The organism is Pseudomonas sp. 22085 (assembly GCF_052045815.1).
GTDB classification, from domain to species: domain Bacteria; phylum Pseudomonadota; class Gammaproteobacteria; order Pseudomonadales; family Pseudomonadaceae; genus Aquipseudomonas; species Aquipseudomonas glycinae.
On sequence record NZ_JBQEQA010000008.1, the window covers coordinates 151897 to 165933 of the forward strand.

The following is a 14037-nucleotide window of genomic DNA, read 5'->3' on the forward strand; positions in this document are numbered from 1 at the left end:
ACAAGCACTCAAATATTAGTATTCAAGACAAATAAGCCACTCACCCGAATACTTATCCGAGAACAGCCATACAAACTTGACAAAACCTAACAACCGCAGAATAAATATTTACAAAACAACTAACTCTGCCAGCCGCAACTTGTAAGCGTCGGCCATGGCGCGGATTTGCGGATGTTGTGCATTCAACAAAGACATACTGGCAACACGCAGGAAATTCACATTGCCCGCGTCCAGCGCCTTGCGTAGCCAAACGAGAGCTTCGTCAATGCGCCCTTCATCGGCAAGCACCGCGGCGTGACTGAATTGGCCACGAAAATCGCCGCCCTCGGCCGCGCGACGATACCAGTCACGCGCCGTTGGCAGATCTTGCGGGCAGTGGAGTCCTTCTTCCAGATACCGGCCCAACAGGTTCATCGACTTGGCATGTCCCGACTCGGCGGCGCGGCGGTACAGAGCAAGGGCCTGCGCCTGGTTCTCGGGTGTTCCACGCCCGGTGGCGTGCAGGTTTGCCAGGTTGTACATCGCCCAATCCAGCCCTGCTTCGGCGGCCGTCTGGTAATGGCGCGCAGCAAGTTCGGCGCTGGCCACACAGCCCCATCCGTGCTCATGGCAGCGGCCGAGCATATTGCGCGCCATCAAATGACCTTGCCCTGCGGCAATTTCAAACCAGCGCAATGCCAGCGGCTGATCCTGAGCAATCCCGTGACCATCGAGCAGGATCTGCCCGAGCAGCGCCTGCGCTTCCAGCACGCCCTCACCCGCCGCCAGCAGAATCGCCTGAGCCGCGCGGGCAGGGCTTTCTTCGAGCATGGCCGTGAGGCGTTCGCCGTCGAGGACTTCTTCGCGACGTAACCGAAAGTCCGCCACTTACACCTCGACCCAGCGACGCAGCAGGTTGTGATAGGTGCCGGTGAGGCGGATCAGCGAAGGGTGATCGGGCATGTCTTGCGTGAGCTGCTGGATCGCACCGTCCATTTCGAACAGCAAGGCGCGCTGGCTGTCCTCGCGCACCAGGCTTTGAGTCCAGAAGAACGAGGCATAGCGCGCACCACGAGTCACCGCGTTGACCTTGTGCAGGCTGGTGCCGGGGTACAGCACCATGTCGCCGGCGGGCAGTTTCACCCGTTGGGTACCGAAAGTATCCTGGATTTCCAGCTCGCCGCCGTCGTAGTCCTCGGGCTCGCTGAAAAACAGCGTGGCGGACAGATCAGTGCGTACCCGTTCGATGCTGCCCTTGGGCTGGCGTACGGCATTGTCGATGTGGAAATCGAAACTGCCGCCCGCCGTGTAGCAATTGAGTAGCGGCGGAAATACTTTGTGCGGCAAAGCGGCGGACATGAACAGCGGATTTTTCCACAGCCGTTCAAGCATCGCGGCGCCGATTTCCTTGGCAAGCGGATGGCCTTCCGGCAGCTGCAGATTGTGCTTGGCCTTGGCCGATTGATAGCCGGCGGTGATCTTGCCATCGGCCCAGTCGGCCTGTTCCAGAGCCTCGCGGATGCGCTGCACTTCGTCTTTCTCGAACAGCGCGGGGATGTGCAGGAGCATGGCGACGTCACCAGATGGCAAAAAGATGCCAATGGTATTGATTCTTATTGACTGTGTAAAACCCGCTAGACGAATGAACTGGTAAAAACCGTAAGGTTAAATTGTAAAGAATGTAAATTTGTCGCGAATAGTAATATTTCGCAATTGATACGAATACCTGTTTACCCTATATTCCGCCGCCTCAAATCCTTGGGGAGGGGAATAAAAATGGCACGTCAACTCGCACAATTACCGGTCAGTTCACCGCGTCTGCTCGCTTCCGCCATCGGCGTGGCAATTACCGCCGGCTCCGCAGGCCACATGGTGTTCGCCGCCGAAAAAACCGACAGCAAAGCGACCGGCAATGCCATCGCCCTGGACGCCACCGCCATCACCGGCGAAGCCCAGGACTCGACGTCCTACCAGGTCGAGAAAGCCTCCTCGCCCAAGTACACCGCGCCACTGGTTGATACCCCGCGCTCGGTCACCGTTATCCCCCAACAAGTCCTGAAGGACACCGGCGCCCTGAACATGCAGGACGCGCTGCGCACCGTGCCGGGCATCACCTTCGGTGCCGGTGAAGGCGGCAACCCGCAGGGCGACCGTCCGTTCATCCGTGGTTTCGACGCCCAGGGCGACACTTACCTCGACGGCGTGCGCGACACCGGCTCCCAGAGCCGCGAAATCTTCGCCGTGGAAAACATCGAAGTCAGCAAGGGCCCGAACTCCGCCATCGGCGGTCGCGGCGCGGCGGGCGGCAGCATCAACCTGGTGAGCAAGAAAGCGCACCTGGGCAACTCGTTCGACGGTGGCTTCACCTGGGGCTCCGACCAGACCCAGCGCTACACCATGGATGGCAACTACCAGTTCAGCGACACCGCTGCCGGCCGTCTGAACCTGATGAGCCACGAGAGCAACGTCGCCGGTCGCGACAAGGTCGACTACGACCGCTGGGGCATCGCGCCGTCCCTGGCCTTCGGCCTGGGCACCGACACCCGCGTCAACCTCGATTACTACCATCTCGAAAGCAACGACACGCCGGATTCGGGCATTCCTTACACCATTCCGGCCGGTGGCTCGGCGGCGCGCACCAAGTCCAACCCGGACAAGCCGTACGCCGGCGGCGATCACAGCAATTTCTACGGTCTGGACCGCGACTTCCGCAAGGGCCGCACCGACACCGCGACCTTCGCCATCGAGCATGACCTGAGCGACTCGCTGACGATCAAGAACACCCTGCGTCATGGCACCAGCATGCAGGATTACATCCTGACCCAGCCGGACGACAGCAAGGGCAACGTCAACAACGGCAGCGTCTGGCGTCGTGCGAACACTCGCGTGAGCAACACCGAGACCACCACCAACCAGACCGATCTGTTCGGCAACTTCTACGTCGCCGGTTTCAAGAACAGCTTCTCCACCGGTGTCGAATACACCCGTGAGGAAAGCAGCAAATCCTCGTACAACGTCAACACCGACACCACGCCGCGCACCTCGGCCGTGACCACCAACTGCAACCCGGGCCTGATCGGCGCCGCCAGCGGCTACAACTGCACCTCGCTGTCGAACCCGAACCCGAACGACCCGTGGAACGGCGCGATCTCGCGCAACTACGCCGGCACCGACACCCAGTCCGATACCTACGCGCTGTATGCGTTCGACACCCTGGAGTTGTCCGAGCAATGGCTGGTGAACATGGGCCTGCGTTACGACCACTTCGAAACCGGCTACAAGACCTACACCGCCGCCGGCAACACCACCTCCAAAGGTTCTGACACCAGCGAGTTCGTCACCGGTCAGTTCGGCATCGTCTACAAGCCGGCAGAGAACGGCAGCATCTATGCGTCCTACGCCACCTCCGCCACACCGCCGGGCAACACCCTGGGTGAAGGTCAGGAAGGCAACCCGCTGGGCGGCACGCCGGATCGCAACGGCAACCTGCTCAAGAGCGACATGGAGCCGGAAACCACCAAGAACTACGAAATCGGCACCAAGTGGGATCTGCTGAACGATCGCCTGTCGCTGACCGCCGACATCTTCCGCACCGAGAAAGAAAACGCGCGAGTCCAGGTCGATACCACCTCTTACGAGAACGCCGGCAAGACCCGTGTTCAAGGTATCGAGTTGTCCGCCAGCGGCAAGATCACCGACAAGTGGCAAGTGTTCGCCGGTTACGCCTACATGGACAGCGAACAGGTGGACGGTGGTGACCTGCCGGCCAACAAGGCCAACAACGGCAACGAGCTGCCTAACACGCCGAAAAACAGCGCCAGCCTGTGGACCACTTACCAGGTCACGCCAAAGCTGACCATCGGTGGCGGTGCGTTCTACGTGGATGACGTGTTCGGCAGCGTGGCCAACACCACCATGGTCGATTCCTATGTTCGCTACGACGCGATGGCGGCGTACAAGCTGAGCAAGAACGTCGACCTGCAACTGAACGTGCAGAACCTGACCAACGAAACCTACTACGACAAGGCCTTCTCGACTCACTTCGCCAACCAGGCGGCGGGCCGTACGGCATTGCTGAGCACCAACTTCCACTTCTGATCGAAGAGGGAAGTACCGAGCCCCGTTCATTCATTTGAGCGGGGCTTTTGTGCGTAATAAAGAACGCTTCTCGATAGGCCACGGCATAATGCACGCCGTGAACACAATTTCCGAACGGACAAGGCAAGCGACGTGTTGAAGAAAACCCTGTTCCAGTTGCACTGGTTTTTTGGCATCACTGCCGGGCTGGTGCTGGCCCTGATGGGCATCACCGGCGCTGCCTATTCGTTTCAGGACGAAATTCTCAAAGCCCTCAACCCTTCAGTGTTGCAGGTCGAGAAGCAGGTCGCCGGCGTCCTGCCGCCCGCCGATCTGGTGGCACAGATCGAAGCGGCCTCGGGCAAGAAAGTCTCGATGCTTTCGGTCGAGACCGAAAGCGGCAGCGCCGGACGCGTCTGGTTCACCCCGCCCAAAGGCGAGCGCCGGGGCGAGATGCGCTACTTCGATCCCTACACCGCCGAGTTCAAGGGCGAGGCCACCGGCCAGGATTTCTTCGGCCTGATGCTGCAACTGCACCGGTTCCTCGCCATGGGCGATACCGGTCGCAACATCACCGGCGCCTGCACCCTGATGCTGCTGTTCTTCTGCCTGTCCGGCCTGTACCTGCGCTGGCCGCGCCAGTGGAACAGCTGGCGCGTGTGGCTGACCCTCGACTGGAAGAAAAAGGGCCGCAGCTTCAACTGGGATCTGCACTCGGTGTTCGGCACCTGGTGCATGCTGGTTTACCTGCTGCTGGCACTGACCGGACTGTCCTGGTCCTACGAGTGGTACAACAAGGGCCTGACCAGATTGCTTTCCGACGCGCCGCAAAACGAGCGCGTGCGCGGCGGTCGTGGCCCGGCCCCCGAAGGTCCGGCGCCGACTGCCGATTACGCCGCCATGTGGCTCAGCATCTACAGCACCGCAGGCCCAGGCCTCGCTTCCTACAACATCCGCATGCCGCCGGTGGCCGGCCAACCGGCGACCGTGTTCTACCTGCTCGACAGCTCGCCCCATGACCGCGCGCTGAACCAGATCACCCTCGACCCGGCCACCGGAGTGGTCAAACGCGTCGACCGCTACGCCGACAAGAGCTTCAAGGCGCAATTGCTGACCAGCATTTATGCGCTGCACGTCGGCAGCTATTTCGGGCTGGTCGGGCGGATCATCGTCACCGCCGCGGCCGTCTTGATGCCGCTGTTCTTCATCACCGGCTGGTTGCTTTATCTGGATCGCCGACGCAAGAAAAAGCAGATCAAGGATGCCCGCAAAGGCCTCGACCAACCGGCCGGCGATACGCCGGCGTGGCTGATCGGTTTCGCTAGCCAGAGCGGTTTTGCCGAGCAACTGGCGTGGCAGACGGCGGGTCAATTGCAGGCCGCCGGATTGCCGGTGAAGGTGCAGCCGCTGGCGAATGTCAGCGAACAGGATCTGTGCGAACCGAACAACGCGCTGTTCGTGGTCAGTACCTTCGGCGACGGCGAAGCACCGGACAGCGCTCGCGGTTTCGAGCGCAAGGTATTGAGCAAAGCCTCGACCCTCGACAGCCTCAACTACGCCGTACTCGGCCTTGGCGATCGGCAGTATCAACACTTCTGCGGTTTCGCCCGACGCCTGCATCAATGGCTGGGCGAACACGGCGGCAAGACCCTGTTCGCCCCGGTCGAAGTCGACAGCGGCGATCCTTACGCCCTGCGTCACTGGCAGACCCAGCTCGGCCTGCTCACCGGGCAAGCACCGGTCGACACCTGGCAGGCACCGAGCTACGAGAACTGGACACTGGTACGCCGCGAGCTGATGAACCCGGACAGCGCCGGCGCCCCGGTTTTCCTGCTCGGCCTGACCGCTCCGACTTCTCGCAGCTGGCTGGCCGGTGACCTGGTGGAAGTGCTGCCGCGCAACTGCCCGTGGGCCATCGAGCATTTCCTCGACGGTCTCGGCATCCGTGGCGAAACCAGCGTCAAGGTCAACGGCCTGCAAGAGCCGCTGGAAGTGGCCCTCGCCAGCCGCCAGTTGCCCGAGCACCGCGCCCATCTGGTGGGCCTGCACGCTCAGGCGCTGGTCGATGCGATGGTGCCGCTGGCGATGCGCGAATACTCGATCGCCTCGATTGCCGCCGACGGGGTGCTGGAACTGATCGTGCGTCAGGAACAGCATGCCGACGGCAGCCTCGGCATCGGCTCCGGCTGGCTGACCGAGCATGCTCCGGTCGGCGGCAGCATCAGCCTGCGGGTCCGTCGTAACAGCGGTTTCCATCTGCCGAACGCTCCGGTGCCGATGATCCTGCTGGGCAACGGCACCGGCCTTGCCGGACTGCGCAGCTTGCTCAAGGCACGGATCGCCGACAATCAACAGCGCCACTGGCTGCTGTTTGGCGAGCGCAATCGCGAGCACGATTTCCTCTGTCGCGCGGAGCTGGAAGAGTGGTTGATCAATGGCGATCTGGAACGACTGGATCTGGCGTTCTCGCGGGATCAGGCCGAAAAGATTTACGTGCAGGATCGCCTGCGCGAATCGGCCGGCGAGTTGAAGAAATGGCTGGCGGACGGTGCGGTAATCTACATCTGCGGCAGCCTTCAAGGCATGGCGTCGGGCGTGGATCAGGTGCTCAATGAAGTGCTGGGCGCCACTGAAGTCGAACGCCTGATCGAACAGGGTCGCTATCGCCGCGACGTTTACTGACCACACATGACAAATGTGGGAGCGAGCTTGCTCGCGATGACGGTTTTACATTCAACACATTGGTTGTCTGTTATACCGCTATCGCGAGCAAGCTCGCTCCCACAGTTTTTTTGCGCTGAACTCAGGTCGGTTGCAGCTTCTGCTCGAACACCGCAACACCCTCCAGATCCCGCAACACCACACTCATCTCCCCGCTCTGCCCCTCGATATTCACCTCACCGAAAAACTGAAACCCGGCAAACGGCGAGGCGTTCTGCGTCGGTGGTGCTTTCTGGAACACCACCTGCGGGCCAAAAGTCTTGTCCAGCGGATTGGGTCCGAAACTGCCGGCGTTCAACGGCCCTGCGACAAACTCCCAGAACGGTTCGAAATCCTGGAACGCCGCGCGCTCCGGGTGATAGTGATGCGCTGCGCAGTAATGCACATCCGCCGTCAGGAACACGAAATTGCGCACCTGTTGCGCGCGCAAAAAGCCCAGCAGCTCGGCGACTTCCAGCTCACGTCCCTGCGCCGGGCCGGGATCGCCGTTGGCCACCGCTTCCCAGCGCGCAACACCGGGGCTGACCTCGCCATCCGGCACGCCGAGACCGATCGGCATGTCGGCGGCGATGACTTTCCACTGGGCTTTCGACGCCTTCAGTCCGCGCTTGAGCCAGTTCAATTGCTCACGACCGAGGAATGGTTTTTCCGCCCCGAGATTGTCGTCGTTGGCGCCGCGATAACTGCGCATGTCGAGCACGAACACATCGAGCATCGGCCCGTAACTCAGCTTGCGATAAATCCTCCCGCCGCCATCGGCGGCCTGCAAACGCATCGGCGAATATTCGAGCCAGGCCTGACGCGCACGGCCGACCAGGGTGTGGATATTTTTTTCCTGATAACGCTCGTCGAGCTGCTTGCCCGGCGACCAGTTGTTGACCACTTCATGGTCGTCCCATTGCCAGATCTGCGGCACTTCGGCATTGAAGCGACGGACGTTTTCATCCATCAGGTTGTAGCGGTAATTGCCGCGATAATCGTCGAGGGTCTGGGCGACTTTGCTCTTGGCTTCGGTGGTGAGGTTGCGCCAGATCCGGCCACCTTCAGTGGTCAGTTGCGCCGGCACCGGGCCGTCGGCGTAGATGGTGTCGCCGCTGTGGATAAAGAAGTCCGGCAGGCGCATGCGCATGGCTTCATAGATGCGCATGCCGCCGATATCGGGGTTGATGCCGAAGCCCTGGCCGACGGTGTCGCCGCTCCAGACAAAACGGAGATTGCGCCGCGCCGTCGGTGCGCTGCGCAAATGGCCAAGCCACGGTTCGCTGGCGACGCCGGTGCGGGCATCCTTGAAATACACACGGTAGAAAATCGCCTGATCGGCGGGCAGCCCGGTGAGTTCGACGCGGGCGGTGAAATCGCTGCGGGCATCGGCCAGCGCCGAGACGACCCGGCGTGGATGGCGGAACTGACTGCGGGTGTCCCACTCCACCACCATCTGCGCCGGGCGGTCGGCGCGGCTCCAGATCATCGCCCGGTCGCCCTGCAAGTCGCCGGATTGCACGCCGTCAGTGAGTTGCGGTCGATCCTTGACCGACGCGATCACGGCCGGCGCCAGCCCCGGCATCAGCAGTCCGGCGCCGACGGCTTGCATCACGCGTCGGCGACCGGGATTGAAATCGCTCATGGTGTTCTCCCTGAAAAAAGGAAAACTTAAGCACTGCTAGATGAAAGGGGTGTGACACCTCACGCCTTCGCGGGCTCCAGCGCCAGCTCCAGGGCTTCCGGCCGCTTGACCAGCGCATACACCACCGCCGTCAGCAGGCTGCCCGCGACAATCGCCAGCAGGTACAACAGCGCATGGTTGATCGCATTCGGAATCGCCAGCACGAACAGGCCACCGTGGGGCGCCATCAGTTTGCAGCCGAAATACATCGACAACGCACCGGTCAGCGCACCGCCGGCAATGCTTGCCGGGATCACCCGCAACGGGTCTTTCGCCGCAAACGGAATCGCCCCTTCGGAGATGAAGCACAACCCGAGCACCAGCGCCGCTTTACCGGCTTCGCGCTCGGTCTGGGCAAACTTGCGTCGGGCGATGAACGTGGCGATGCCCAGACCAATCGGCGGCACCATGCCGGCGGCCATGGTCGCGGCCATCGGTGCATAACTCTGCGAGGCGAGCAGCCCCACCGAGAACGCATAGGCAGCCTTGTTGATCGGCCCGCCGAGGTCGACGCACATCATGCCGCCCAGCAGCACACCGAGCAGGATCGCGTTGGTGGTGCCCATGCTGTCGAGGAAATGGGTCAGCGCCGCGAGCATCCCGGCCACCGGTTTGCCGACCACGTAAATCATCACCAGCCCGGTGAACAGACTGGCGAACAGCGGGATGATCAAGATCGGTTTCAGCGCTTCAAGGCTTTGCGGCAGCGCCACATAACGACTGATCGCCTTGGCCGCGTAGCCTGCGATAAACCCGGCAACGATCCCGCCGATGAAGCCGGCGCCCAGGGTGCTCGCCAGCAAACCGCCGATCATGCCCGGCGCGAGTCCGGGACGGTCTGCAATCGACCAGGCGATGTAACCGGCCAGCAGCGGCACCATCAATTTGAACGCGGTCTCGCCACCGATCTGCATCAGCGCCGCCGCCAGTGTGCCTTCTTCCTTGAACGCGGTGATGCCGAACACGAACGACAAGGCGATCATCAGACCGCCCGCCACCACCATCGGCAGCATGAACGACACACCGGTCAGCAGGTGTTTGTAGACGCCGCTTTTCTCTTGTTTGGCCGGGGCCTTGCCGTCGCCGGCAGCGCTTTCCACGACACCTTCGGCCAGGGCTTTTTTCAGTGTGGCTTCGGATTGCTTCAACGCGATTCCGGTGCCACAGCGGTAGATTTTCTTGCCGGCGAAACGCTCGGTGGCGACTTCAATGTCAGCCGCCAGCAGCACCACGTCAGCCTCGGCAATCGCGGCTGCGCTCAGCGGATTGCGCGCGCCGACCGAGCCCTGGGTCTCGACCTGCAGGTCGTAGCCCAGACGCTTGGCGGCTTGCTGCAAGGCTTCGGCGGCCATGAAGGTGTGGGCGACGCCGGTCGGGCACGCGGTGACCGCGACCAGACGCGGCGCTTGAGCGCTGGCAACCACCGGCGGCGCTTCGGCAGCGACGTACACCTCGGCCTCGACAGCGCCACGCCGCAGCACGTCTTCGACATCCTGCAGGGCTTGCGCCGGTGCGATCCGAAAGACTTTCTTGCCGATGAACCGGGTCATGTCCACAGGTCCCGTGGCCACCAGCAACACCCACTCGGCAGCCTCGATGGTGGCCGCCGACAATTCACGTTCCGGGTGCGCGGCGTCTACCACTTCGACGCTGGTGCTCCAGCCCTGACGCTGGGCCGCGGCATCCAGCAACCGGGCGCACAGCACACTGGTGACCATGCCGTTCGGGCAGGACGTGACAATGGCTAACTTCATGACAAACCCTCTTATTGTTCTGTCAGGGGGCGCACGCGCACGCCCTGTTCGAGCTGCACCAGTTGCGCAGCATCGTGAATACCGAAACCGATCTGGGTTACCGCCTGCGCCGCAATTGCGGTGGCCGTGCGCAGGGTTTGTTCCGGCGTGTCGGCGCTGAGCAGACCGTGGAGCATGCCGGCCAGCAACGAATCGCCGGCACCGACCGTGCTGGCGACGCTGACCTTCGGCGGTGTCGCATGCAGCGCCGAGCCGACGCTGAACCAGTTCACACCGTCGGCGCCGTGGGAAATCACCACATGCTCGATGCCTTGAACGTGCAACCGATTGGCCGCTTCGGCCTGAGACGCGTGGGACAGCACTTCACAGCCCAGTGCATCGGCCAGCTCTTCGGTATTCGGTTTGATCAGCCACGGACCGGCCTTGAGCGCTGCGCGCAAAGCTTCGCCGCTGGTGTCCAGAGCGACTTTCAGGCCCAACGCTTTCAAGCGTCCGACCAGTTCGCGCAACCACTGTGCAGTGACTCCGCGCGGCAAGCTGCCCGCAACTACAACCGCGTCATGCCCCGGCGCGATCTGCACCAGACGCTCCAGCAACGCCTGTTGCGCCACTACGCCGACCACCGGCCCCGGGCCGTTGATGTCGGTGATGCGTCCATCCTGCTCAGCGACCTTGATGTTGCTGCGGGTCTCGCCGGGTACCCGGATAAACGCATCGGTGAAACCGCGTTTGGCGAACAGGGTTTCGAACGCTTGCAGATTGTCTTCGCCGAGAAAGCCGCTGACCGTCAGTTGATGACCGAGGTCGGCCAGCACTTGCGCGACATTCACGCCTTTACCGGCGGCGTGGGTGTGCATCTCGTCGCTGCGGTTGACCTGACCGGCCTCAAGACGTGGCAACTGCACCGTGAGGTCCAGCGCCGGGTTGAGGGTCAGGGTGAGAATCTTGGCCATTACAGGGCCTCCACTAATGCGCGCACTTCGTTGGCGCTGCCCAAGGCCAGGGTTTGTTGAGCAAGGGTTTGAGCCTGGGTCAGGCTGAGTTCGCGGATGCGTGCCTTGACCTCGGCGATGCTGCGCCCGGAGACGCTCAATTCATCCACACCGAGGCCGACCAGCACCGGCACCGCCAGCGGATCCGCCGCCAGCTCGCCGCAGACGCCGACCCATTTGCCGTGGGCATGGGCCGCGCGCACGGTGATGTCGATCAGTTGCAGCACCGCCGGGTGCAGGCCGTCAGCCTGGGCGGACAGGGTCGGATGACCACGGTCGATCGCCAGCGTGTACTGAGTCAGGTCGTTGGTGCCGACGCTGAAGAAGTCCACCTCTTTTGCCAGCACCGGCGCCAGCAGTGCGGCGGACGGCACTTCGATCATGATCCCCAGTTGCAGGTCGGCAACCGGGATTTCCAGACGCAGGCGTTCGGTCATGTCGCGGGCCTGACGCCATTCTTCGACACTGCCGACCATCGGGAACATGATCCGCAACGGACGGTTGTCCGCCGAACGCAGCAAGGCGCGCAACTGCGCTTCCATGATCTGCGGACGCTGCAAGGTCAGGCGAATCCCGCGTACGCCGAGGAACGGGTTTTCTTCCTTGGCAATCGGCCAATACGGCAGCGGTTTGTCGCCGCCGACATCAAGCGTGCGCACCACCAGCGGCCGACCGGCGAGGCCGTCGAGGACGCGGCGGTATTCGGCTTCCTGAGTCGCCTCGTCCGGTGCCTGTGGATGAGCCATGAAAATCAGTTCGGTGCGCAACAGACCGATGCCTTCGGCGCCCTGCTCCACCGCGCTGATGACGCCAGCGCTTTCGCCGATGTTGGCGAACACTTCCACGGCGTGGCCGTCGGTGGTGTGCGCCGGTTGATGACGTTGTTCGGCGGCGGCTTTCAGGCGTTGTTCGCGGGTGTCGCGTTCTTCGCTGGCGCGTTGCAGGGTCGCGGCATCCGCGTCCACATGCAGGCGACCGCGCTGGCCGTCGAGCAGCAACGGCGTGCCCGGCTTCAGCAGCAGCACTGCTGCGCCCGCACCGACCAGCGCCGGAATCCCCAGTGCGCGAGCCACGATGGCGCTGTGCGCGGTGGCGCCGCCACGGGCGGTGAGAATCCCCGCGACCCGCGCCGGATCCAGACGCGCCACGTCGGACGGGCCGACTTCATCCATCACCAGAATGTACGGTTGCTCAGGCTCGGCGGGCGTCTGCACGCCACACAGTTGCGCCAGCACCCGGCGACCGATGTCGCGCAGGTCGGCGGCACGTTCGGCGAGCAATGCGTCCTGCAACGCTTCCTGTTGTTTTGCGGCGGCCTCGATCACGGCCATCCAGGCTGCTTCGGCGCTTTCACCCTGCTTGAGACGGGTGTCGACTTCGTCGGTGAGTTCCGGGTCGTCGAGCATTTCCTGGTGGGTGATGAAAATCTCGCGGATCGCCTTGGCCTTGCTGCGTTCGATCAGGCCCTGAATGTCCTGACGCACGTCGGCCAGCGCTTGCTTGAGACGCTCGCGCTCGATGGCAGCGGACTCGCCGCGCAACGGGTAATCGATGGTTTGCTGGACCTGAATGTGCGCCGGGCCGATGGCGATGCCAGGGGCGGCAGGGATCGCTTGCAGCAGACTGCCGGAGGCCGGGGCGCTCAGGACTTCGGCGATGTCGGCGATGACTTCGCGTTGCTGACTCACGGCCGGCAGCGGTTCGACTTCTTCGCCGAGGCCTTCTTCGATGGCGGCCAGCAACGCCGGCAAAGCGTCGGCGGCGATGCTCGGTTCGGCGATGATTTCCAGCACCTGCCCACGACGAGCGCCGAGGCTCAGCAATTTGCTCAGGCTTTTCACCGATACGGCGCTGTCCTGACCGTCGACGATGCGCACACGGATTTCACCGTCAAAACTTTTCGCCAGTTGCGCGAGGATCTTCGCCGGCCGCGCGTGCAGACCATGGGCGTTGGCCAGTGCGATACGCGCACTCGGCCAGTCGGCCGGCAACTCGCCGCCGAGCACTTCGAGGACTTTGCGGCTGCTGGTGGCGCGGCCCAGTTCATGGCCACGACCTTCGATCAGCAACGCGCACAACCGTTCGAGTAACGCCTGATGCGCTTCACCGAGGCTGGCCAGACAGAACAGACCGCTGAGCGGCTGACCGAGGTAGCGCATCGGTTTGTCCGGGGTGACGAAGGCCAGGCCCGGACGCTTCACGGTCTGCTCGCTGTGCAGCCACCACAGGCCATCGCCCAGCGGCAGCGCTTCGACCTGCTGCAACACGCCAGCGAAACCGTTGCTCACGCAATCGGCCTGGCGCAGCAGTCGTGCCCCGCGCCAGACCAGCTCTTCGAAATCGTCGGCCGATACGCCGAGGCCGATCATCTGCGCATCCAGCGCCAGCTCTTGCGGCGCGCCTTGCAGCAGTTTCAGCAGCGCTTCGGGCGAACTGGCGCGGCGCAGGGCCTGGCCCAGATCGGTCTCGCCGAGAGCGCGGGTCAGCAGTTGCAGCAGGCGCAGGTGTTCGTCGGATTTGGCGGCGATGCCGATGGCCAGATAAACGATCTGGCCGTCGCCCCAGTCCACGCCGTCGGGAAACTGCATCAGGCGCACGCCGGTGGCGAACACCTGATCACGGGTTTCGGGCGTGCCGTGGGGGATCGCAATGCCTTGGCCGAGGAAGGTCGAGCCCTGAGCCTCCCGGGCCTGCAGGCCGGAGAGGTAGCCGTCGGCGACAAGTCCATCGGCGACCAGATGACTGGCCAGCAATTGCAAAGCGGCGGGTTTATCCACAGCCGACTGGCCCATGGATATCTGCTCTACAGTGAGCTCGAGCATGCGATCTCCTTTTTGGCGCGGTGGCGCGC

8 protein-coding genes are annotated in these 14037 nt (G+C 63.0%); 2 read left to right on the forward strand and 6 right to left on the reverse strand.

The window, feature by feature from the left end:
• Nucleotides 1-108 precede the first annotated feature (108 nt).
• Together ACTJK7_RS12220 and ACTJK7_RS12225 are read right to left on the reverse strand one after the other, a co-directional pair.
• Nucleotides 109-867 (reverse strand): tetratricopeptide repeat protein, encoded by a 759-nt coding sequence (locus ACTJK7_RS12220; protein ID WP_234420597.1) that lies wholly within the window; start codon nt 865-867, stop codon nt 109-111.
• Nucleotides 868-1548 (reverse strand): Fe2+-dependent dioxygenase, encoded by a 681-nt coding sequence (locus ACTJK7_RS12225; protein WP_039769208.1) that lies wholly within the window; start codon nt 1546-1548, stop codon nt 868-870.
• A gap of 207 nt (nt 1549-1755) precedes the next feature.
• On the opposite strand from ACTJK7_RS12225, the gene ACTJK7_RS12230 reads away from it, so the two are divergent.
• Nucleotides 1756-4077, forward strand: a complete 2322-nt coding sequence (locus tag ACTJK7_RS12230) for a TonB-dependent receptor (protein WP_064382571.1) — start codon at nt 1756-1758, stop codon at nt 4075-4077.
• A gap of 132 nt (nt 4078-4209) precedes the next feature.
• The gene (locus ACTJK7_RS12235) at nt 4210-6738 is read left to right on the forward strand and encodes a PepSY domain-containing protein (protein ID WP_440780396.1); all 2529 of its coding nucleotides are present in this window, start codon (nt 4210-4212) and stop codon (nt 6736-6738) included.
• A 121-nt stretch (nt 6739-6859) separates the two neighbouring features.
• On the opposite strand, the gene ACTJK7_RS12240 is transcribed toward ACTJK7_RS12235, so the two are convergent.
• From ACTJK7_RS12240 to ptsP, 4 genes are read right to left on the reverse strand one after another with little or no spacing between them, the layout of a single operon-like run.
• Complete coding sequence (locus ACTJK7_RS12240; protein WP_440780397.1) at nt 6860-8401, reverse strand: alkaline phosphatase D family protein; 1542 nt, start codon at nt 8399-8401, stop codon at nt 6860-6862.
• A 59-nt stretch (nt 8402-8460) separates the two neighbouring features.
• Entirely contained in the window at nt 8461-10194 is a 1734-nt protein-coding gene (locus tag ACTJK7_RS12245; protein WP_440780398.1) for a PTS fructose-like transporter subunit IIB, read from the reverse strand.
• Between the two features lie 11 nt (nt 10195-10205).
• Nucleotides 10206-11147: a 1-phosphofructokinase gene (gene pfkB, locus ACTJK7_RS12250; RefSeq protein WP_108559559.1), complete on the reverse strand. Its 942-nt coding sequence runs from the start codon at nt 11145-11147 to the stop codon at nt 10206-10208.
• The gene (gene ptsP / locus ACTJK7_RS12255) at nt 11147-14008 is read right to left on the reverse strand and encodes a phosphoenolpyruvate--protein phosphotransferase (RefSeq protein ID WP_440780399.1); all 2862 of its coding nucleotides are present in this window, start codon (nt 14006-14008) and stop codon (nt 11147-11149) included. Before ptsP ends, pfkB begins: the two co-directional genes overlap by 1 nt.
• Nucleotides 14009-14037: the final 29 nt, after the last annotated feature.